This window comes from Pedobacter sp. AJM (genome assembly GCF_002197755.1).
Classification (GTDB): domain Bacteria; phylum Bacteroidota; class Bacteroidia; order Sphingobacteriales; family Sphingobacteriaceae; genus Pedobacter.
Map to the genome: position 1 here is coordinate 399,534 of NZ_NHOT01000003.1, position 24,423 is coordinate 423,956.

17 protein-coding genes are annotated in these 24,423 nt (G+C 39.8%); 2 read left to right on the forward strand and 15 right to left on the reverse strand.

Going from position 1 to position 24,423, the window contains the following annotated elements:
• Nucleotides 1-6 precede the first annotated feature (6 nt).
• The gene (locus CBW18_RS07530) at nt 7-984 is read left to right on the forward strand and encodes a xanthine dehydrogenase family protein subunit M (RefSeq protein ID WP_088300675.1); all 978 of its coding nucleotides are present in this window, start codon (nt 7-9) and stop codon (nt 982-984) included.
• A gap of 15 nt (nt 985-999) precedes the next feature.
• On the forward strand, nt 1,000-3,135 hold the full coding sequence (locus CBW18_RS07535) for a xanthine dehydrogenase family protein molybdopterin-binding subunit (RefSeq protein WP_088300676.1): 2,136 nt from the start codon (nt 1,000-1,002) through the stop codon (nt 3,133-3,135).
• A gap of 99 nt (nt 3,136-3,234) precedes the next feature.
• Here CBW18_RS07535 and CBW18_RS07540 read toward each other — a convergent pair whose 3' ends face one another.
• The 15 genes from CBW18_RS07540 to CBW18_RS07615 form a co-directional block, all read right to left on the reverse strand.
• Nucleotides 3,235-3,786: a hypothetical protein gene (locus CBW18_RS07540; RefSeq protein WP_088300677.1), complete on the reverse strand. Its 552-nt coding sequence runs from the start codon at nt 3,784-3,786 to the stop codon at nt 3,235-3,237.
• 150 nt (nt 3,787-3,936) lie between these two features.
• The gene (locus CBW18_RS07545; protein WP_088300678.1) at nt 3,937-5,391 is read right to left on the reverse strand and encodes a TolC family protein; all 1,455 of its coding nucleotides are present in this window, start codon (nt 5,389-5,391) and stop codon (nt 3,937-3,939) included.
• A 32-nt stretch (nt 5,392-5,423) separates the two neighbouring features.
• Nucleotides 5,424-6,782 (reverse strand): HlyD family secretion protein, encoded by a 1,359-nt coding sequence (locus CBW18_RS07550; protein ID WP_088300679.1) that lies wholly within the window; start codon nt 6,780-6,782, stop codon nt 5,424-5,426.
• Nucleotides 6,775-7,779 (reverse strand): ABC transporter transmembrane domain-containing protein, encoded by a 1,005-nt coding sequence (locus CBW18_RS07555; protein ID WP_088300680.1) that lies wholly within the window; start codon nt 7,777-7,779, stop codon nt 6,775-6,777. Before CBW18_RS07555 ends, CBW18_RS07550 begins: the two co-directional genes overlap by 8 nt.
• Before the next feature lie 965 nt (nt 7,780-8,744).
• Nucleotides 8,745-9,659 (reverse strand): hypothetical protein, encoded by a 915-nt coding sequence (locus CBW18_RS07565; RefSeq protein ID WP_088300682.1) that lies wholly within the window; start codon nt 9,657-9,659, stop codon nt 8,745-8,747.
• A 50-nt stretch (nt 9,660-9,709) separates the two neighbouring features.
• Nucleotides 9,710-10,072, reverse strand: a complete 363-nt coding sequence (locus CBW18_RS07570; protein WP_088300683.1) for a hypothetical protein — start codon at nt 10,070-10,072, stop codon at nt 9,710-9,712.
• Nucleotides 10,073-10,161: 89 nt separating this feature from the next.
• Entirely contained in the window at nt 10,162-10,671 is a 510-nt protein-coding gene (locus CBW18_RS07575) for an ankyrin repeat domain-containing protein (protein WP_172406469.1), read from the reverse strand.
• Between the two features lie 25 nt (nt 10,672-10,696).
• Nucleotides 10,697-12,109 (reverse strand): HNH/ENDO VII family nuclease, encoded by a 1,413-nt coding sequence (locus tag CBW18_RS07580; protein ID WP_088300685.1) that lies wholly within the window; start codon nt 12,107-12,109, stop codon nt 10,697-10,699.
• A gap of 7 nt (nt 12,110-12,116) precedes the next feature.
• Complete coding sequence (locus tag CBW18_RS07585) at nt 12,117-13,892, reverse strand: type VI secretion system Vgr family protein (protein ID WP_088301329.1); 1,776 nt, start codon at nt 13,890-13,892, stop codon at nt 12,117-12,119.
• A 278-nt stretch (nt 13,893-14,170) separates the two neighbouring features.
• Entirely contained in the window at nt 14,171-14,566 is a 396-nt protein-coding gene (gene tssD / locus CBW18_RS07590) for a type VI secretion system tube protein TssD (protein WP_088300686.1), read from the reverse strand.
• A 127-nt stretch (nt 14,567-14,693) separates the two neighbouring features.
• Entirely contained in the window at nt 14,694-15,089 is a 396-nt protein-coding gene (tssD, locus tag CBW18_RS07595) for a type VI secretion system tube protein TssD (protein WP_029288480.1), read from the reverse strand.
• A 510-nt stretch (nt 15,090-15,599) separates the two neighbouring features.
• Entirely contained in the window at nt 15,600-17,441 is a 1,842-nt protein-coding gene (locus tag CBW18_RS07600) for a beta-galactosidase family protein (protein ID WP_088300687.1), read from the reverse strand.
• Nucleotides 17,442-17,482: 41 nt separating this feature from the next.
• The gene (locus tag CBW18_RS07605) at nt 17,483-19,000 is read right to left on the reverse strand and encodes a glycoside hydrolase (protein ID WP_088300689.1); all 1,518 of its coding nucleotides are present in this window, start codon (nt 18,998-19,000) and stop codon (nt 17,483-17,485) included.
• 131 nt (nt 19,001-19,131) lie between these two features.
• On the reverse strand, nt 19,132-20,823 hold the full coding sequence (locus CBW18_RS07610; RefSeq protein ID WP_088300690.1) for a RagB/SusD family nutrient uptake outer membrane protein: 1,692 nt from the start codon (nt 20,821-20,823) through the stop codon (nt 19,132-19,134).
• Nucleotides 20,824-20,827: 4 nt separating this feature from the next.
• Nucleotides 20,828-24,028: a TonB-dependent receptor gene (locus CBW18_RS07615; protein ID WP_088300692.1), complete on the reverse strand. Its 3,201-nt coding sequence runs from the start codon at nt 24,026-24,028 to the stop codon at nt 20,828-20,830.
• Nucleotides 24,029-24,423: the final 395 nt, after the last annotated feature.

Sequence of the window (24,423 nt, forward strand, 5' to 3'; positions counted from 1 at the left end):
CAGATTATGATACCATTTAAGTTTTCAATAGCAAAAAATCCATCAGAAGCTTTGGGTTTAATTCATCCGCATGCAGCGTTTTTAGCAGGCGGTACCAATATTCTTGATCTTATGAAGGAACATGTGGCCCAGCCCACTGAAATCATTGATCTGGGTCGCTTACCTTTAAATACCATCAAGCCGACTGCTACAGGCATAAGCCTTGGTGCGCTGGCTAAAAATACAGAAACGGCCAATCATCAGCTGATCAGAAAAGATTATCCCATGTTGAGTAAAGCTATTTTAGCGGGTGCATCTGCACAGATCAGAAATATGGCCAGCAATGGTGGTAATTTGTTGCAACGTACCCGATGCAGTTATTTTTATGAAATCAATATGCCTTGTAACAAAAGGGTTCCGGGAAGTGGATGTGCGGCCATGAAAGGCTTTAACAGGATGCATGCCATTTTTGGATGGTCAGATCAATGCGTGGCAGTTTATCCCTCAGATATGGCTATCGCGCTCTCGGCTTTAAACGCAAATGTTACAGTGATGCAGCAAAATGGCGGCGAAAGAAGCATTCCTTTTATTGATTTTCACCTCCTTCCAAAAGATCATCCTGAAAAAGACAATAGTTTAAAACACGGAGAACTAATTACCTCCATTGAGCTTCCTAAAAATAATTTCGCTGGCCATTCTGCCTATATCAAAGTTCGCGACCGCCATTCATATGCATTTGCGCTGGTTTCAGTAGCGGCAGGTTTTGAGTTACAAGGTAGCACCATTAAAACAGCACATATTGCCATGGGTGGTGTGGCGCATAAACCCTGGAGGGCATTAAAAGCAGAAGCCTTTTTAAAGGATAAAGCGGCTACGCTGGCGAATTTTACCAAAGCTGCAAACTTGGAAATGAGTGCGGCCAAACCACTTGCTCATAATAAATTTAAAATAGAAATGGGTAAACAGACTTTAATCCATGCGTTTGAAGTGGCTTTAAAAGGTTAAGAGATCGGGAACATTATGGAAAATACGAACAAAATTATTGGCAAAGGCATAGACCGGATCGATGGCATCATGAAGATTACAGGTAAAGCCACTTATGCAACGGATTACCCAGCTAAAAATATGGCTTATGCCGTGCTTTTTAAAAGTACCATCGCCTCCGGAAAAATTGTAGAGATGGATACTGCCGATGCTGAAAAATCTCCGGGCGTAATTCAGGTGATTACTCATAAAAATGCGCCAAAATTAAATGTTAAAGGTGGATTAAGGGGGGGTGCCTTATTACAAGGGCCCGAAATTACTTTCCATGGCCAGCATATTGGGATGGTGGTTGCCGAAACATTTGAACAAGCCACTGCTGCCTCACACCTCATTCAGGTTAAATATCAGCAGGATAAAACAGAGAAAATTGATTTTGATGAACTGGCCAAAAAACCGGAGATGCCCAAGGGAAAAGAACTGGCCGACCTGGTGAGGGGTGCAGGAAAATCAGCCCTGTCACAGGCTGAAATTAAAATTGAAGAGGCATACGAAACACCTATTGAACACCACCATCCCATGGAACCGCATGCTACGGTGGCCGTTTGGGAAGGCGAAAACCTGATTCTTTATAATGGTTCGCAGATAATCAATGGCGCACAAACGGCCGCCGCAGCTACGTTAAACTTAAGGCCTGAACAGGTAAGGATTGTTTCACCCTATATTGGAGGTGGTTTTGGTTCGAAGGGCGGACAGTGGGCCAATGTAGTGCTAGCGGCAGTTGCCGCTAAAATGGTAAATAGACCCGTGAAACTAGTACTCACCCGCCAGCAAATGTTCAATTCTGTTGGGCTAAGGCAAAGAAATATACAGAAGATTAGTTTGGGTGCCACAAAAGATGGGATACTGACCACTTTAGCACATGAAACCATTTCACATACGGCTGTTGATTCAGAATATATCGAACCCTGTGGTGATTGTTCTAAAATCATGTATGAGGTACCCAATTCCTTGATTTCTTACCGGGTAGTACCCATGAATCTGATTCTGCCAACCTACACCCGCGGCCCAGGCAAATCAACCGGTAGCTTTGCGCTGGAATGTGCGATGGATGAACTGGCACATCAATTAAAGATGGATCCTATTGCTTTGCGGATTAAAAACGAACCTAAAAAAGATCCTTCAAATGGCAAACCATGGAGTTCCAGGACTACCGTAAAATGCTTGGAAGAGGGTGCTAAGGCTTTTGGCTGGGAAAAACGTAAAGCCATTCCGGGCACTCATTTTTCCGGAGAAAATTTAATTGGTTACGGTGTAGCTTGCGGTACCTATCCGGCCCGCCAGCGAGACAGTTCGGCAAATATTAAACTTACCTTAAAGGCTGGCCAGGTGTATGCCATAATAGAGATTGCAGCATCTGATCTTGGAACGGGCACCAATACCATTCTGGCGCAAACCGCTGCCGATGGATTGGGCATTCCCCTATCCCTGATTACCATGAAAATTGGCGATTCAGACCTTCCACCTGCTGCCGGATCAGTAGGTTCAGTGGGTGCCTCCAGTTTTGCCAATGCAGTAAATGATGCCTGTACCAAAATTACGGATGAGCTGCTGGCTAAATCAAATAAACAATTTTTTGTTAGGCCAACGGCAAATGATTTAATGATCTCAGAAAAGATAGCTGCCTTTGAAACCCAATCTAGTTCTAAAGCCCCTGCAGAAGCCGAACAATATTCAGCACATAGCTTTAATGCCAATTTTGCTGAAGTAAGCATCAACAAATTAACCGGAATGGTTAAAGTAACCCGTTTTCTTGCCGTAACGGGTGCAGGAAAAATTCTGAATCCGAAAACAGCCCGGTCGCAAATTATAGGTGGAAACATCTGGGGCATTGGAATGGCACTCACCGAAGAATCAGTTATTGACCCACGGTACGGAAATTTCGCCATCCGCTCTTTTGCAGATTACCATGTGCCGGCTAATCTGGATGTTGGACAGTTAGATGCCATGTTTATCAATGAAGTTGACATGATCCCAAATAAAATGGGTGTAAAAGGTATTGGTGAAGTGGGGATTGTGGGCGTTGCAGCAGCAATAGCCAATGCCGTTTTTAATGCAACGGGTAAAAGAATCAGGTCTTTACCCATTACACCTGATAAATTGCTGCCTTCCTAAATGAATTTTTTGATTAAGGCAACTTTTTGTAAGGAAGTAGCAAGAGTTTATAATCCAGTCACCGGATAAATATTTATCCGGTGAAAACCAATGTTTATACTATTCTCCCCAACTTACCTGGATGTTGTGCTTTTCTGCATAAGCTTTACCTTTAGCCATTAAAGCATCGTGCTTTTGCATAAAAGTTGGCCCGTATTTGGTATCGATATTTTTAATGATCTCCTCTTTGGCACTTTGATCACCTTTTGTATCGCAAAGTTTCGCGTAAGCCAGATATTCGTTTTTATAAACCGGAATCACATATTCATATAAATCAACAGCTAATTTTTGAATTTCTTTCTGGTCATCTCCGGAGGCGGATACTTTTTTAATTTTTTCTAAGGATTGTTCCAGAAATTGAGTATTCAATTTTATACTGTTTACGGCCTCATCACCCTTTTTCTTACTTGATGGAATATTTGGAAATTCCTTTGCTTCAGCATCAAGACGTTGAGCCAACACCGGACTGGCAAAGTCTTTAATCGTATTGGTATTCAGAATCGTAATCTCGAAAAATTTTGTAGGTGATTCCGAGCAGGAAGATAAAAACAGGAGCCCCAGGGCTAAAAAGGATAATGATCGTTTCGGGAAAAATACGTGTAGGTTCTTCATCTTTTTAAAATATTATTGCTTTAAATTTGAGTTGGAGCATAAGCAAAGATGATGCCGTGTTCATGCTCGGAACATTGTCTACATTACAAAGAAGCAGGTTTTAATGGTATGAATTAATTTAATGAACAATATCCATCTCATTTTCAGGATCTAATACTGCTTTTGTTTTCCGGCACGATAATATAAATCTGCCATCACTTTCTGAAAACTGGAAATCAGTTCAGCACGCTTCACCTGCATATCCATTAATTTAGTTTCCCGGGTATTAATGAGGAATAAATTACTTTCTCCGAGTTCAAATTTTTGTACTTCGGCTTTGACCAATGTACGCTGATTCTCCACATTTTTGGATAGTAAATTTACCTGAGCCTGTACGGCTTTAAGTTCTGTAAATGCAGTGATTACGCCCGTTTGAATTTCACGCGTGGTTTGCTGAAGACCATAGGCCATTTCAGCTTGCTGAATCTTAACTTCACGAAGTTTACCACGTTCTTCCCGAAGAAATAAGGGAAAAGAAAAATCTATGCCCACCTTATAATTGGCTAACCGAAAATCATAATCATTGGGTACATCAGAAAAATCTCTTCGCCCGGCGAGGAATGCACCTTTTATATTAAGCTTAGGCTTTAACATCTCCAGCCGATATTTTTGTTCAATATCAAGTTTAGCCGTTTGACTCTTGATTTTTAATACTTCGGGATGTGTTTCAGTCGCCTGCTGAAGCAAAGTATCTACACGTAATTTTTCCAGGGCCATTTCTGCTTCTGCTATATCTTCAGGAACTGCTTCAGCAGGAAGTTCCTGAGGTTGTGCATTCGAACTCCATAAGTGATTGGATAATAAAAGCCTGGAGTTGATTAGTTTTACGGTAGCTTCCTGAAACTGAATTTTTCTATCCTGAAGCGTAATAGCGGCTTCTACTGAATCAATTGGTGGCTTGTCTCCTATCATTACCTGTGCCCGAATGGCCTGAAAGCGTTTTTGTGCCAGTTCTACCCCTTCATGAGTAAATCTACTTTGTTGAAAGGCATAGTACCAATTCCAGTAATCCTTCTGCACATCAAACCAGACACCATTAATCTGTGCCACTTTTTCGGCATCAGCATAACCCACCATAATTTTAGCCTGGCGGAGGGTATTTCGGCGGGCATCAATGAACAAACCCTGCCCCAATGGAATGGTTAGGCCAACTCCTGAAAGGCCGGTGCTACTGGTTCGGGTTTCGGGATTATTATACACGCCAACGTGTCGGTCATAACCCACATTCAAATCTGCACCAGCGAGCCACAGTGGTACTTTTAATTCACTATCCCAATGATTATAATAATCTGTACCACCAAAAGTTTTCCTTCCGAATGAGGCCATCAAAGCCGGATCAAATTTACCGAGTGATTGAAATACCCTTGCCTGGGCTTCCCTACTCAGTAATGCAGCCTGCTTCACTATCGGATGGTTGAATAAAACAAATGCCTGCAAATCCTTTAACAGGAAAGTTTTTTGATGGGTGAGATCAAGCTTTTCCTGTGCAAAAGCTGAACTGAATACAGTCCATAACAGGAAAATTGGTAAGCAAATTTTGTAAATGGTTCTTTGTTTAACCCACATAGATTTAAGTAATGGCTGAAATAAAACCACAATTATTTGTTATTGATATTTTCTGGTGTAGGTGCCTTATCCAAGCTTGGAGGAAAGCCATTTAGCTGTCGCCAGATTTCATACCAAACCGGAACTGTTCTTAAAATTACCCTTCCGTATACTCCTGAACCCTGACGGAGCTGGATTGGCCAGGGTTCGTCGTTTTTGGGGGTTTGATTAGGCTGCCTCACCAACACGCGGTATTTACCATCTGTACTTACCCGATCAATTACAGAAACCTTCCCGGCAAAAGTACCGATGGCAACTGATGGCCAGCCGGAAAATTGTACCGACGGCCAACCTTCGAACTGCAGGCGCACATTACTGCTATCCAGAATAAGCGGAACGTCCATGGCATCAACATATATTTCTGCAGCCACTAAAGGTGAGCGCGGCTGAAGGGTTGCAACCGATTCTCCTTCCTTGATGTTCTCTCCGATTCCGGCTTTGAGGGTTTTCACAATGTAACCATCCTGAGGTGCCCTGACTACGTACAATCCACGCCTGATGTTTATGTTCGACATCTCGTTTCTCAACTTCGCGATCTCTTCCCTTACGGAAGCTTTCCCGGAAAGGGCGGAACTTTTATCTGATTGTGCTGATGCCAGCGACTGGCTGTATTTTGCACGGATGTTATCCAACTCGATATAGGCATTGGCTAAACTCTGCCTCGAACTGTTAAGCTTATTTTCCTGACTGACTTCTTTAGCTTTGTCTTCCTGAAGTTTCAACCGACGTGTTTCAATATCGGTGAGTGAAAAAAGTCCGTTTTTATACCCTACCTCATAACGTTCTAACCTGGCTTTACTGGTTTGATAATAGTTTTTCACCGCAACCAGCTCTGCACTGTCTATTCTTACTGTGTTACGCGCCTGCACCACATTATTTTCAGCGGCAGATAACTGAATCCTCAAACCATTAGTTAGGGCATTAATCTGTGCGTCTGTTGCTGAGATTTTTTGTTCAGCAGCCATTTCACTTCCTTTTTTGGCGGCCAGTTGTTCATTCAACCTGTCTGGAAGATCCGGATTAAAATAGGATTGGTTCGTTTCTGAAAGAATTAAAATGGTGTCTCCCTCTTTCACCTCTTGTCCTTCACGAACAGCCCAGTGCTCAATTCTACCACCAATTTGATTTTGAATGGTTTGTGGTCTATCCTCCGGTCTGAGTGCCGTAACGATTCCACGTCCGGATATGGTTTGTCTCCAGGGCAAAAGCAAGATGATAATGAAAAGGATTAGTACACCGATCATCACCCTGCCAAATAACCTGGGGCCATTAGAGGAAATGAGTTTTGCTTTGGATAATAAAGCATGTTCCTCTATCTTTTTTTCGATAATTTTCTTTGTTCTATTAACCATTTTCCTGCGCTCCTTCCTCTATTTCCAGATCAGTGACCACAGCCAGTTTTTCACTTCCGGTAACCATATCAAATACGGTATTTAAGCTGGTCATGAGTTTTTCTACCGCATAAGAAATCTGTACAATGATTACCTCGGCAGCTACAAACTGACCGAAAGTCATTTGCCGTTGCACCACGAAATAGGAACCCATCAGCAACAAACCACCCATTAAAATGGTGCGCAAAACGACTGCACTGGCAAACAGCCTTTTTAAAATGCTGAAGTGATCATTTCTGGCACCAATATATTTGGATGTAATCTCGTCTGTAATGGTCATCACCTGATCCATTTTTTCTGATCGACCACGGTAAGCGTCTAAATCAGCAGCTACATTTTCCAGGTAAGCCACCACTTCATATTTATATTCTGATTCTTCTATACTGGTATTCACACCCCTGCGGTAATAAATGAAAATGATAATAGCAATACAAATGATGGTAAACAAGCCAAATCCAATAAATACCGGGTGATAAAATGAAAGCAGTATGGCACTGAAAAAAATCAATACCGCAGCAGCTACAATATCGATTAAGAGCTTCGTAAGGCCTTTTTGTATGGTTAACACATCGAAGAAACGGTTCACCAGTTCTTGTGGATTTTCGCCTTCGAGCTCCTTTTTCTTGATTCGGGGTAACCGGTAAGCAAAATCGAGTGCGGCCTTAATAAAAATCTTTTGCTCCAGAAATTCTACCAGGCTAAGCTGCCCCAGCAACAAGATGCCACCAACAATAATTCCGATTAAAATCGCCGTGATTAAAATGTAGGTAGAGCCATACATGGAGCCATTAGACAGGAGATTAAAAACGGCCGCTGTTCCAAGTGGAAGCGAAAGACCGATCATCCCAATGAACCCGGCATAGATAAAAATATAGTTGATCGTGGAACGCTCTGCATGAAGCATTTCGACGAGCCGCTGCCAGGGTGTTGGGCTGTTGGAGAGGTGGTGCTTTTTCATAAATCTAGAACGTAACATCATTTTTATAATAATGTTTTGTGATAAAGATTTAATTATCGTATACAAACAATAAAAAGCGATTTTATTCTCTGGAGTGGTAAATTAAGGGGTTCGGTTAAAAAAAATGACCGTATATACTTTGAATTTTGATTGAAAATTGGCTGTATTTATTTGAGCTAAATTTCATAAATATCCATTTCACTAAACATGCAATAACATGTAACCGTTATGCCTTAGAACTGGGCTTTGCATGCAGTCAAGATCGGAAGGTTAATGAAGGGGATTTTGAAAGATAGAGAAATAGATCATATTTCTTTTTATAATTTTTAAGAGGAGGTAACAAAGATAATTTTAGTTATCCATTACGTCAAAATTGTATACAATAACACTTTTGCTGATGAAACCAATATTCTTGAAGGTTATCTTTTCACCATCAAAAATCTCTAGTTTATCTAAGACTGAAATGAATTAAATTTCCCTTTTATATTCCTAAAGAGAAATCTTGATGATATTTTCACTTCTTGCATAAAGGTGATTTGATTGGTGTCAGCTTCCGCGCTGAAAGAGATTCGATTTTTTGAAGATTTTAACTAATTTTAGTATATTGATTAACCGAGATAATTATATTAATATTAAATCTTTTCTAATATTTGTTTGCTTTTAAATATGCCTATTCTAATGCTTTTTCTATAGATTATTCTTTTCAATCCTAACGTAAAAACATTAAAGCATTTACCTGGTATTTTTGGTTTCCTACCAGTTAGCATAATCACTATACTATCACTTTTTAATTCACCAAATTTATGTTTTTCCAGTTGAAAAATAAATAAACAAATTCCAATGTTTAATGTGCATCGGTGCAATGTTTCTTTTGAATCTATATCACAATCTGAATTAGTGTACATCTTAAGTAATAATAAAAAGGCTAAATATTTAATAGAATCATTGTTAATGAAACCGAATTATTAAAAGAATTTAAATCTTGTTTCTGATTTTTTTTTCTGAATAGATTCTTCTTTGGCTTCATTAGAATTACCTTCTATACTCATTGTAAAATTCATTTTAGTAAAAAGCTTCTCAGGATGTACAATCTCCTTTTTAATTATCTCTGAATGGATTAACATACCAGAAATTTGATTAATAATATGAATGCTATTTTCGGAGATAACTGGATTAAGACTCGTTAAATCTAGCTTATCTTCAAAGCTTTTATATGCATTTTTTTTGTAACTCATGTCTAGCATAACATAGGGTACCGAGCTCGTTAATACTTTAATATTTTGATCGTTCAATGTCTGCTGATCAATTGTCAAACTAACCTTAAAAGGCAAATATGATGTATTAAGAAAATTTGTCCTATTAGGATCAGACTTAGAAGATGGTATATTCTCACCATAAATATGACCAAAATAGGTTTGTAAAAATTCGTTAGCTTGTATAGCGTGTTGAATTTTTTCAGGACTCTCAAACATACTATCACTAAGTGCAATTAGATCTTTTAAATCGTCGCTCTTATTTGCAGCCTGTTGCATCAAGATCTTTGTTTGCTTCCATTTTGATAAAATCAATTCTATATTTAAAACTTTAATAACTCTTCCATTATGATCCAATTTTAAATGAAGCTCATTGAACATTCGATTAAAAGCACCTGTAAGTTCAGCCACTTCATGTATGAGGTTACTATTAGCCTCCTTAATGAAAATATCCAGTTGTACAAGCCTGCACTCAATGCCCTCAGAATCAATATTTAATACAGAAAAATCGTATCTAATCTCTGTTTTAGATTTCATTAAGGCAGTGACCATCATCGATTCCGTCTCTATCAACAATTTGTATTGCCTATGGAATTTTTCGCTTATCAATATTTTTTGAATACTCATTTTACTTGCTGCTTAGGAAACTTAAAAATGGATAGCTATAAAATGGATAGCTATTTATTTTCTTCAAGAATATCATCTAAAGTTTTGGTATTAATGGGTACTTCATAGAAGCCAATAGTTGAACCGATTTCTTCATTTTCAAAATAATATTCAATTAATTCCACAGCTTCCTCATAGGTTGCATATTTTTGAAGATAAATCATTTCATCCCCATCATTTGTGATTTCTATCAGGAACCTGTTATCATTCTCATAAGACAATTGTAATACGTTGATATTGTTTATTTCAAAATAAAGAAATGTACCTTCTTTCCAGTTCATCGAACCAAAAAGATCCAAAAGCTGGTTTAAATAAAGATCAGATGTTCCACTCAATTTTTCATAATCCTCGTAGGTTACTTTTTTCGTTTTCATATGAGTTTATTTTACTTGCCTAAGAATTGGATTTTCAAGATAGAGAACATATCATTTAAAAAATAAAACCCTCCATTGAAATTTAATTATTATTTAGCATATTTCTGAAAAAGAAGAATCAAATTCTCGTCATTATCATCTTTTGCGATTCCAAGAGCACTAATACCTGATTTATTCTGGTGGTTAATATCTGCACCATTTTCTAGTAAAAGTTTTACTAAAGGTATCCTGACTTCATCTTCACCTGGGTATGATACGATTGCTATTAATGGATTATTTTTATAGTTATCTAATAGCGATATGCTTGCGCCATTTTCAATTAATGACTTGGCTATCTCTAATTGGTTACCTTCACTATCTGGATTATCATCACCTAGATAATGTAATGGACTTTTCCCATCTATATCTTGTATGTTAACATCAGCTCCAAATTTGATTAGAAGGTTTACAACATCAATATGCCCGTTTATAACGGCAAAAGCTAAGGGGCTATAACCAATATTATTTTTCTCATTTACATCTTTATCTCCTGCTAGAAGTAACTCTTCCAATTTTTGTTTATCACCTTTAATAGCCAGTTTGTGTAATTCGTATTCCATAGTTATATTAAATATATTAAACTTATTAGTTGTCAAAATCATATAATGAGATATCACTTTCGTGAGCATGTTTACTACTTGTTGCTGGTGTTTCTGGCCGATAATATTTAGGATCATTAAAATACTCTAAAAATTGATCTTTAGTAATTCTTCCTTCCATATATGCTTTACGAAGATGTCTATATTCATATCCAGGTTTATGTCCCATGCTCCAGACACCTTCTCGTGGTTCGCCTGGTTTCCAATTAATTTCCTCTTTAGATACAGGATCTTTAACTTTTCCAGTTCTCTTATTTTTGTTATTATTCCAAGTATCATTAATTGCATCATTAGTATGAGAGGGTCTATGATCTTCATAAGCTTTGCCTGTTCCACCGCTTTTAACCTTTCTTGGATCGCTGGCAATTGTACCCGTCTTTAACCCATTGGGATTCCCTCTGGAATTTTTGAGCGTTCCATTGGCATCTCTAAAAGTACCTGGTGGATCTACTTTAAGATTAAGCAAATATAATCCCAATAATGCATCAGACCACTGTAATCCGCTTATCCCCTCATTTGCAATACGACTACCAAATTCGTATTCTGGCAAAGCACCTTTTGCAAAACTATCTACAACACTTATTGACTCTCCATTTTCCCCTACTGCATCTTTGGCATAAGTTGTGGCGGCAGATTCGGCACCAAAGATTCCCCTAGATCCTAAAGCTACACCAGCTCCAGTCCATCCTCCACCAATACCAAAACTTGCACCAATATTACTCATAACGCTCGCAACCGTTGGCCGCGCTAGTACCATGCTAGCTCTGGTAAGGCTTATACCTGTTCCAACCGTTCCTCCAGAGCCTGCTACAGCAACACTACCAACTCCAAGCAAAGAGCCAACAGTTCCTACTGCAGCACCAGCAAAAGCACATTTAACCAATTCACTTCCATAACTAAGACCAGCATAGGCAATAGCGCCCATCCAACTTTTAATATTTGGTGCATATTGAACTGTTCCACCAGCCTTACAGGTCATGGTACATCCCCCCGTTATTACGGGCATACCTTGTAAAATCATATCTGGCTTTTTACTATCCCATTCTCTGGCTGGCCCCATTTTATGACCGCAAAGCAAACCGCCAATAACAGCACCAATAGCACCTCCAACGAGTCCAGCTACTGCACCTAACAAAATCAATCCTGCACCGCCAGTTGCAACTGTTAGTACACCCACGGCTACTGCAACAACTACAGCTATTGCAGCAATTATTGCCATTAGAAGCATATACTTTTTGCATCCAAAATCAATCCAACTTATCGTACTGGTATCGGATTTTGTAATATATAAATGACCAGAACTATCATGCAGACTTTTTCTGGTGCCTTGAAAAGGAGAAGGCATTGCACCTTCCGAACATATCCAAAAATCTTCTTCTGTGATAATTTTATTTCCCATGAATAAATTAATTTATAAATACATCGCCACCATCAATTTTAGTATTGCCACCTGTTACATGATTCGTTCCTATAATCTTATTGTTTGATCCAGAAATGGTATTATTGGTTGATGTAATAACAGTGTCTTTAGCATTAATATTTGTGGCATCGCCTTTAATATCAATTTTTGCGGAGTTGCCTCCTTTTTTTGCAATCTCTATTTCTGATGCGTGGATTGTAATTTTATCCCCTTCGAGTGTGATTGCTGCTGCACCATTGGTTAACACAACCGTTTGACTTGAAGTTACCGTGACCTTATTTTCGCCATCGACAACAATGTGATTGCCGCCTGTTTTATCTTTAATCGTAATGCCTCCACCATCATTTAACTGAACAGTATGCCCACTTTTAGAAGTCAAACTTTTGCTGTTATTGCTTGCACTACCACCACTTCCGCTTTTACCATGGAAAACGGAGCCCAGTACAATTGGCCGGGCAATATTACCTTCTTCAAAACCTATCGCAACCTGGTCACCAATTTCAGGAATAAATACAAAGCCCCTGTTTTTGCTTACCTTTTCGCTGCTTCCGGCATCTGGGGTGATTACCCTCAGCCATTCAGTAACATCGTTAGTTTTACAGGCCCATTTAAACTTCACTTTAATCCGGCCATTTCCCTGTGGATCGGCATTGTCGATCACATCAGCCAGTTGCATATCCGGGTTGGGTTTATCATAATTTTTCACCAGGATGCGTTCGGTATTGGATACCACACCTTCGAAGGTATTGTGGTATTTTCCTGTTCCATCCAGGTTATGGGTGATACTGGTAATTAAAAACTGGCCCAGGCTTTCTGTTAAAAAAGCAACTTCCTGCCTGATGCTCATGGTAATTTCGGCGATGGTACCAATGCCCAATGCGGCATTATCGCCACTGGCATTCACTTTTAAAAGGTCACTGATGTGTGCCTTTTCTTCATTATCTACATGGCTTTTGATGTCACTATTGTTATCTACCCTGATGAGCGAAGGCTGATTAAAGGTTTTGCTGTACATCAGGTTAGAAGCCTTGATGGCATGTGCCAGATCAGGATTACCATCGGCCTGACCACTGCTTTCGCTTTGCAGCATTTCATCCTGTTTAGGGTTATACGCAAAGCGTTTATTCTTGATGGGGGCAACTTCCATCGCATATTGCAGGTTATGTACATCCCGGCCGTAAAATAAGGCAACATCTTTCTGCACATCAGGTTTACCAAAATTCAATTGCTGACCATCATAGTACAACCATTCATAATATTCTCCCGATAGGCGGTTTAAAAACTCCCAGTCGCTCTCTTTATACTGAATGAGATAATCTATAGTGGATTGCCTGCTGGCATTCGCTACTATTTTGAGGTCGTTGGCCGGTGTATCGCTGGTGGCCAGTTTTACAATATCGTTCAAATCTTTATCCAGATAAGAGCCCAGATCCTGGCCACGATCAATCAATATGGTGGGACTGTAACCACTTACAATTAATACGCCATGATAGCCATGGCTTTGCGCCAGCTCTACCCGGGTAACCAAACCTGAAAAGTGTTGGAGTTGGTCTTGTGAATATCCGAAAGATGCCGTCAAGGTTTTACCCACAAAATCCCGACTATCATTTAAATTAATCAAACCTGGTGCACCCATCTGGTCGTGGTTAAACCGCAATTCAAAATAATGGTGACTGTTAAATTCTTGTTGAAGGCTGAAGGAGGCAAAATGGGTAATGGCCTTATCTTCTATATTGATTTCGGTGATGAGTTTCTTTTCCATATGCATGTCAAGCTTAGTGGCAACGGGTAGGGAAACCCTAAAATTTCATTGCCGCTGCAACTTCTACCCAGGTGAAATGTGAAGATTGATTTCAGGTGGCAGGTGTTAATTTTTTATATGCTAAACTCCAGTTATGATTTTAAAAAATAAATGCTAAGCTATTTGAAAAATGGAGCATGAGTGGCAAATTAATATAGATTTGCACTGTTAGTGAAAGGGTTTGATACACCAAAAGCAACAGGTAAAACCCGTTACTTTTGGCGATATCAAGTGGAGAACTATGCCTTTGGCCAGTCATTTTCGTGTTCAGCATTACCCAGTTTGAGTTTTCTGGCTGATACTACGAAAGTAAGTGTCATTGGCGTATTATCATTTACGGCGATACCCTCGCTGTATTGGATAATGTAGCCATCTTCAAAAGTTAATTCCTTCATTTTTGCATCTTCTTCACCTTTTTTGAAGACGATGGTTCCTGACTGCGGCTTGTACTGGTTGTTCACCATTGATTCGATGACCGAAGTATCTTCAGTTGATTCGATTTCAATGTTGATGGTTCCACCGTATACCCCTGATGACGGACGACCCTTAGCGTCTACATCCCTGTTTAATGAAAAGCTGCACTGTAAAACATCAAATTCCTTTGAACCTAATGTTAATCTGGTTTTAAATGCCATTTTTTAAGTGTTAAATGTTTTGAAAAGATGAATTGTAGTTAGCGGTTGGCGTGTGGTGAAGAGCATGGTCTTGGGCATCTGGTATCTAATTAACCTTATCCCTTCAACCTTTTACCCTCTACCTCTTTTACGCTTTAGGCCAATCGTTTAAATGCTCTGCGTTTCCGAGTTTCAGCTTTCTGGCTGAGATCTGGAATTTCAGTGTCATCGGGTGATCGCCCACAATGTTGATTCCTTCGGAATACTTAACAATGTAGCCATCTTCAAAATCAACTTCTTTCATTTTGGCATCTTCCTCAGATTTCTTAATCAGAAGGGTTCCGGTAATGGGTTTGTACTGGTTGTTTACCATTGCTTCGATAATAGAGGTGTCTTCGGTCGACTCGATCTCAATATCAATGGTACCGCCGTAAACTCCGGAAGAGGGTCTTCCTTTAGCATCTACATCGCGGTTTAACGCATAGGCGCAATGAAGCACATCGTACTCCTTGCCCGAAAAATTCAATCTAGCTTTGAAAGCCATAAGTTTTAAATTTAAGGTTAAATAATAGGTTTATTTGTAGCATCCGCCACACTTAATATAAACCAAAAATTAAGCCAATTATTGTGTATATCACTCATTTTTAACAGATAAGCAGTAGCACCTGTCCCGTAAAATGGGGTCTGTGCCTTTTAAAACGCACATTTTTAGCCAGACAGAAATTGTATGTAAACGAAAATTATTATTGTATTCCTATCATGATAGTAGCTGGACTGTAGAATTTATGGACAATGTGTGGCTTTATGCTACATCAAATTGTACAGTATACCTGGTTACCAATCCATTGGTGCTATCAACTAATCAGATTTAAGAAACCCTGCAAGAAGAGTGTCTTCAATAGCAGAAGAAATGAAAATGATTTTAAGGTTGAGATCCGGAAGAATCCATGGGAATATAACTTGCTATAAGTGGAGTGCATTCAAGATTAATCATAAAAATGCCCCCATCAAGAGTTTAACTTTTGGGGGCATTGCTATATACAATCAATAATATTTATTTTATCTCGTTTACCTGATCCAGGATGGGCTTCGCTAAACTGGTCAGCAGATTATTTTCAGGTTTATTCAACTCCAGTATAATGATTTCATTATCTCCTTTCTTTAACCATTCTGCCGGAAGATAAATGGTTTGCTGAGGGCCAATACCCCAGTATTTACCCAGGTTATGTCCGTTTACCCAAATCACTCCTTTACCCCACTTCCTTAAATCAAGATAGGTATCTTCAGGGCTTGTAACCTTAAATGATCCTGTTTTTAATACCGGCGTATTGCTTCTGGCCTTTGCGGCATTCATTTTTGAGGTTTCCACCTGATCAAAAGGTAATGAATACATGGTCCATGATTTAAGTGCTGTGCCAGCAAAAGAAACCTGACCAACAATACCTTTTTTGTTTTTCAACAAATTCGGGCCAAAGTTAATTCTGCCCATATTTTCTACAAATATTTCCAGCTGATGTTTTCCGGCTGGTACATCCAGCGTAAGGCTTTCCTGTCCTAATCTTCTGTCTAACGTACCTTTGCGCACGCCGTCAATGAAGATGATGCCGTAATCCCGGAGGCCATCAATTTTCAGTTCACCTTTTTTACCTCCATTGATTTCAGTTTTATAAAGCATGTAGCCATATGCCTGATTCATGTCTTCAAATGTTAATGGATTCTGGCTTTGCTTTCCTTTTCCGATATAATCAAAAATACTGATTTCTTTAGTGAACTGAATAGGCTCCATTGCCGCAGCAGGTTTTGCTTTTGGTACTTCCGGCAACTTTTGTCCCTTTGGCAAATGCTTTTCAATCACCGCCCTGAACTTCATAAATTTATCCGTGGCATTTCCAGCTTCATCCAGTGGTGCATCATAATCATAACTGCTGATTTGCGGTTCAAACGGAATGGTATCCCTGAAGTTTGCGCCATTCATGAAACCGCGCGTACTTCCACCATGAAACATATACATGTTGATTGACATTCCATTGGATAATACCGTATCTAACTTCCCGGTATATTGTTCTGCAGGAACTTTATGGTGCGGTGTGCCCCACCAATCGAACCATGCCGGGTACCATTCGGCTATGAAAAACGGGCCTTTCCCATCATTCAGACTGCGGATGGCTTGTTTTACTTTTACCGGATTATCCTGACCATTAATGGCCGGCATTAAACCTTTTAAATGTCCTTTTACAATATCCTTTTCCGGATCACAAGTGTATAAAAGTCCATCAAAACCTGCATCCACAAACATTTTCCGGTTCATTTCCAGGTAGACCTTATCCGCTCCGTACGAACCGTATTCATTTTCTACCTGAACCATAATGATGTTTCCACCGTGGTTAATCTGAAGTGGTGCCAGCTGCTTACCTACTTCATCTATGTATTTCTTGTATTCTGCCAGGTATTGTTTTTCACGGCTTCTTACTTCAAGTCCTTTTTCATTTTGTAACCAGTATGGATAACCGCCAAATTCCCACTCGGCACATACATAAGGGCTTGGCCTGAGGATTACCCACAACCCTTCTTCCTTTGCAATTTTTACAAATTCTGCAATGTCATGATTGCCTGTAAAATCAAATTTGCCCTTTTCAGGCTCATGTAAATTCCAGAAAACATATGTTCCAATGGTATTTAAACCCATTGCCTTGGCCATTTTCATCCTGGCACGCCAGGCTTCACGTGGTACCCGGGGATAATGAATTTCTCCTGAGATGATTTGAAAGGGCTTATTATCCAGCATAAATGTGCTGTCTCCCAGTGTAAAAGAGTGCTCATTACTTGCCTTTCCACATCCGAAAAGCATCATGGCCAGCATGATGGCATTAAAAAAAAGTATCTTGTGTTTTATCATGGTATTTAAATTTAGGATCAGCTCACTGAATATTCTTGTTTCTATTTGTTGACAATAATGGTGGTAACGGATTTCGGAAGAAGATCTAAATGATCTGCATCCGCTACTGACCGCTTCAGGTGTTTCCCATCAGCAGTGGTATATAGGGTGATGTTTTTCTGTTTCGGATGGATTCCTGAAAGCTCCAGGTGAATGGCTTCCTCGCTATTATTTACAGCTACAGTAATAAGTTTATTATCTTTAAGATAAGCGGAAATATAAAAATCCTGATCATTCGAAACATCCATATTTACCCTTAAGCTACCTGGTGCTATAAAACGGCTATAGTTCCCTAATGCCCAAAGCGTCTGGCTGTCATAAACCTTTCCGCCGGTTTTGCTTTTGTCTATATATACAAGGCCATCTTTATAATCACCTGTTGAAACGGCGAGCCACCATTGCCATGAAGTGGCGTTGGCATAAGTTAAATCATGATGGATCAGTTTGGCAATAAACAAAGCTGTAGTCATGCCCAGGTCGCGCCCCTCTCCTTTTAAAGAACTATCGCCTAGTACACAATATTCTGACATCCAGAATCTGAGCTGATCATATTTTGCGACTTCATCCTTCACTGAATTTCTGAGGGCTATAGCCTTTTGTTCCGGGCTGGTGGTGAAATAGCTATGTCCGGAAATACTCTGGTCCAGGTGATTCAGATTTCCCAGGTAGCCAGGAGAATTGCGATTAAAAAAATATTCGATCTGTTTACTTTTTGCTGTATCAGGATGATTGGTGAGGTAATTCAGCTGACCGGCTTCGGCAATCTGAATTTTTGTTTTCAAATGTGCCTGATCCAATGTGTTGCTCAGTTTCTTAACCAATACAGATATTTCACGGTTGGTATATGGACAACCCTCCTGGTTACCTTCATTCCATTTCCATTGCGGTTCGTTAATCGGACTTAAGTAATCCAGCTCGATACCTGTTTTCTTTTTGAGGATTTGAATGGTTTTAGAAAGGTCATGCGTAAAAGCATCCGCTTTGCTGAAATCAAGGTTACTATTTCCATCACCAGAAAATGCCTTTTGATTGCGTGTAAAATTAACATGAGGACTATTTACAAAACCAATAAAGTGTTTTACGCCTCTTGTTTTTGCAGCATTCATAAACCAAACCTGGCCGGGCATGGCATCTTCATTATAGGTTTTATTTAAAGTTAAAAAGGAAGCCTGTCTTCTCCATTCATCTTTTATTCCGCTGGCCTGACCTTGTTCAGCACTTCCCCCACCTATGGCGAAACGCCAGAAATTCAGTCCTATTCCCCGCGGATTCCCTTCCTGATCTGTTTGTGTACTAAAAAGCAAATCAGCCATTTTATTTTTTTCGGTATCGGGCCATAAACCTGCAAACTGGCAGGTCCAGGCATCAGAGGCACCGAAGCCTTCCATGATTTGGGCAGGCTGATTAAAATTAAATTTAGCTTTAACGATACGTTGATTTTGGGCGCTGCTTACTACCGGAGCGGTAATGCCCAGCAGCAGTAGGAAAGCAAATGCCTTTTGTTGGAGGAGCAAGTTCATGATGATGGGTAGATTTGAATAAGAGTATAGATGGCAGCAAAAGTGATTTTATACAATGCTGCCATCTACACTTCCAATTTATTATAATAGTATGGAAAAACACAGCGATACATTGATCGCTGTGTAAAATTTTAGTAACCAGGGTTTTGTTCGAGTTTTCCGTTTGAAGACAAAATTTCTGCTCTTGGAATAGGTAACCAGTATTGTTTATCCTGAAAAGTTTTGCCATCTAAAGCCACCTTAGTCGCATAGCTTAAACTGCTTCCATTTTTAGTGATGATGATACCATTGGCAGCTTTGTTCTCTACAATGTTTGCAATTTTCCAACGGCGCACATCATAATAGCGGTGTTCTTCAAAAGCCAGTTCTACCCTGCGCTCATAACGAACAGCATCCCTCATTTGCGATTGACTTAAACCATTGGCCAGTGCCGGCATGTTTACATCTGGTCTGGATCTGATCATATTTACCGCATCTCTGGCTGACATTGATGATCCGGCAGGAACCGCATCAGGGCCATAAGCTTCATTCGCCGCTTCTGCAAAATTTAACAGGATTTCCGAATAGCGCATGTAAATCCAGGGTTGCAAACCTGCTACATCCCATGGGTTATCAATCGGGAAGGCATCATTCATGAATTTTTTAAGGTAATAGCCTGTTTTAGAAGTATTCCAGTTGGAGTTTCCATCTTTACTGTCTTTTCCACCCGGAACAAAAGCTTCCATGTTTCTTCCGCGGTAACTTGCGCCATCATAAATAACCGTATAGCCAAATCTAGGATCTCTGTTTGCGTAAGGTTTAGCTGGATCGTAACCCGAACCTGTTTCTGTAATGGCTTTACCACTCGTTGTTTGATAATCATCAACCAGGTTTTGCATCGGAGTATTGCCGCCCCAGGCATTGTACCCGTTTGGTCCGTTTGCAATTTCTAAACACACGTGTCTGGCGTTAGTGGTATAGAGCCTTTCAAAAATCATTTCATTGGTCTCATTTTGCAGGAACATTTTATTATAGCCCCCGGTGTAAATGCCATATTTGTTCAGGCTAATTACCGCTTGTGCAGCTGTAACAGCTGAAGCCCAGGTGCCTGCATTGTATAATGGACTGGCAGCATAAAGGGTTAACCTTGATTTTAAGGCCAATGCTGCGCCTTTCGTAGCACGCCCCAGTAACCAGTTTCCGGAATTATCAACCGGGAGTAAAGCAGCAGCCTGATCCAATTGTGCCGTTGTATAGTCGATGCTTTCTTTTAAGGTAGCCCTTTTAAATAGTGCATCATCCTGTAAATTATCTTGCAACTGCGTTACTTTATCACCTATTAAAACTGCTCTGCCATAATTACGGATGATATCATGGTAACGGTAAGCCCGGATAAATTTAAGTTCACCCTCTAACAATCTTTTGTGACCTGCACTCATCGTAATGGTTGATAAGATCTGTAGCGCATAATTACATTCGCGGATACTGCGGTAACTTCTGGCCCAGAAGGAGGCTGTGCTGCCCAGGTTATCTGGTGAGATCTGCCCGCGTTGCATGGCCCAGGTTCCATCATCATTGGTATAGAGTGATTCATCAGTATTGGAACTCATTAAACTGTATTCGAAACCGCGGCCAAAACCTGGTCCGGAACCTTCACCTTCTTTTTCCTGAAGCCTTGGACTTACATAACGGTTAAGAACGAAAGCTTCAAATATAGTACTGTCCTTTTCAACTACTTCGGGGGCAACAACCGCAGTTGGGGTTATCTCTAAAAAATCTTTTTTGCATGATGCAAACAGTAATGCTGCACCAAGGGTAAAATATAATGGTTTATATAATTTCATGATGTTAAAATTTAACGTTTGCACCTATGTTAATAATTTTTTGCTGAGGATAAAATTGTCCGCTTTCGTTATCTCCTTCCGGATCATAATCTTTCACTTTCGAGATGGTGAACAAGTTGAAAGCACTGGCATATAACCTCACACCAGAGATTTTAATTTTAGATAAGAGGCTGGAATTGAAATTATAACCCAGTTCAATATTTTTTAATCTGAGAAATGATGCATTGTTTAACCAGAAATTATTTTGAAAAGCACCACCACTAATGGCATTCGAAGCACGTTCGGTTACCCTTGGGAAAGTTCCGTTCGGATTACTTGGGCTAAAACGGTTATCGGCCCAGCTGCTGTAAAAGTTTCCAACGCTACCTGATTCTGGCAACACATACTGGCTTACACGAGACTGCCCTGCAAAAAGTACGGCTACGTCGAAATTTTTATAAGATGCTGTTAAGTTTAATCCATAAGTAATTTCCGGTACATTACCGTATTTAGTTCTGGTTCTGTCTTTAAAATCGATTACGCCATCACCGTTATAATCTTCATATTTTAAATCACCTACTTTGGCACCTGTAACATGTGGATAAGCATCTAATTCCTGTTGTGTGCGGAAAATGCCAAGTGAGTTAAACAACAGGTAACTACCAATCGGGCGACCTGTTTGACGTTGGTAATCTAATGTTCCTGAAGCTTCATCAATGAAGATGATTTTGCTTTTCGCATAGGTAATATTTCCGGTCGCTCCCCAGCTAAAGTTTTCGCTTGAATGGTTATAACCCAATGAAGCCTCTACACCTGAACTGTTGATTTTACCAATGTTTTCTGATGGCACTAACGGAAATACTGCACTATTATTTGGCTCTGGAAAAGGATTCACAATCCCTGAAGTACCCGGGATGGAAGCATTTCTGGTTAACAAAATATCACTGCGTTTCTGATTAAAATAAATGGCTTCTAAAGTGAAATTTTTAAGGAAGGTTGCATTAATACCAATGTCGAGTTTATTGGCCCGCTCCCAGCCCACTATCGGGTTGGCCAGTTTCACCAAATTAACATTTGGCTGAATGACATTTACACCGCTACCCGGGTTTGAAGCAACAAAGCCGTTTCCGATTAATGTGTAATTATCAAAGTATTGGTATGGTGAAATTAAATCACTACCCAATGAGCCATATGAACCCCTGATTTTTAAATCATTAATAAAAGAAACGTTATCACTGAACCATTTTTCTTTGCTTACTCTCCAGGCTCCTAAAATGGACGGAAAATATCCGAAACGTTTACTTTGCGGAAAGAGCGAAGAACCATCAGCACGCATCTGGCCTTCTATGATATACTTTTCATCATAATTGTAGGTCACTTTTCCAATATAACTTTGTCTTGGATAGTCGGTACTGCTACCCGAATTTCTTAAATCCGTTGCAGCTGCACCACCTTGTGAAAGTTCAGGCAAACTGGTTGAAATGTAATTTAAGCGTTGTGCATCAAAGGTTTCAAAACGCTGTCTGCTCTGTTCATAAGCTACAAAAGCATTGATTGAATGTTTCCCAAATTTCTTATCGTAATTTAATTTAACGTTGGATGTAATGAGGCTGGTATTGGCCTGCGACTCATATAAAGTAGCCTTGCCGCCGCTTCCACCTACCACTACCGTATTATAAATTCCGGTAGATTGATCGTAGGAATACAGGTTGTAAGGTTTATTGAAATTTTTTTTAAAGCTAAATGTTTTGTCAACCGAGAAAAAACCATCTACCGAAAGTCCTTCCACACCCGGAATCTGGTAGCTACCTCTTAAAATGGCATTGATTACCTGTGTTGGGTTTTTGGCTATTCCACCTAAATCAGTCACCTGAACGGCAGGGTTGCTATTTTCAATTCCTGTTGTAGGCAAACCATTTGGATAGTAAGCGGCTACAATTGGTTTTGCACGATACACTGATCTGAAAATATCACCTGCACCTGAAATCGGGAACACACGATCTTCTTCCCTTCCTGAAACGCCTAATCCGATTTTTAACCTTTTGGAAATATTGGCATCAATATTTGTTCTGAAGTTGTATTGCTGATATTTGGTTGCACCATCTTTATAAATCGCATCCTGGTAAATTTTCCCCAGGGAAACGAAATATTTTACATCTTCGGTACCACCGCTAACCGAAAGGCTGTGCTGATTTTGAAGTGCTACACTTTTCAATGTTTGTTTGGTCCAGTCGGTATTTGGATATAACAATGGATCGGAACCATCTCTGAATTTCTGAATCTGATCAGCCGTGTAAGACTGATTAAGACCACCACCCGGATTGGAATCATAATTGATTTCATTCATGATCTGTGCATACGTTGCTGCATCAGCCATTTTCGGCAGGCGTGTAGGCATACTGAAACCCTGATTGAAACTATAGTTTACTGTGGGCTTACCAATTTTACCTTTCTTGGTGGTAATTAAGATTACACCATTCGCTGCACGGTTACCATAAACCGCTGCCGATGCATCTTTCAGTACCGAAATACTTTCCACATCATTAGGGTCAATCCTTTCCAAACCGCCTAACTGGCCTGGAATTCCATCTACCACAACCAATACATCGGAGTTGGTGGTGGTTCCTAAACCACGGATTAAAATCTTCGATCCATCATAACCTGGTTCACCACCGCGGTTATTGATCACCACGCCTGAAACCCGACCTGCCAATGAGTTGGAAAGATTGGGCTGTGGACTTTTTACCAGATCACTACCTTTAACTACAGCAACTGAGCCGGCAAGTGTTGATTTTTTTTGTGTACCATAACCTACCACGACCAACTCATTAAGTGATTGTGCATTGGCCGTAAGTTGTGTATTTACGGTGGTTTTGCCTTTTGTAAGCACTTCCTGTTTGTTATACCCTACATAAGTGAATACCAGTACTGCATTATCATTTGGAACTTTTATGGAATATTTACCATCGGCATTACTGACAGTAACAATTGAGGTGCCCTTAACGGATACACTTACTCCGGGTAATACCCCACCTTTTTCATCGTAAACAGTACCACTTACTGTAATTTCATCTCTAACTGATACTGGATTTGTAGTGCCTGAAAGTGAGGTTGCCATTGCCATTTGTGCAGACAGCAAGGACACACTACTGAGGGATACAATGAATAGCGTTTGTTTTGCACTACGACAAAACAGAACAGCTTTGCGCCGTAAAACTTTTCTCATGTTGGTTTAATTTGGTTATTTATAATTACCACTTTCTTTCGAACGCTTTCGTTCACTTCGCATAATTGTTTTGCGAGTTGGGAATTCATTTGAAAACGCTGCTAAATTCTACCAAATCAAGCGAACACAAAGGGGGTAAACAGCTAATATTAGAGGGGGAAAAAACAACCGATAGAGAGGAAACAGCCCTTTTGACGCAAAATTAGTTTAGGGAATATAAATTGAACGCTTTTGTATCTGCCATTTTTTTGAAATGCGGTGCGTATTAAGATGTAGAAACCAGAATCTTTTACTAACCAAAATCCGATAATTATAAATTGATTTTTACACCACCAGTCTGTGCTACCTATCTAAAAGAGAGGAATTACTACCGCCATTCCCCTCCTTTAAACTAT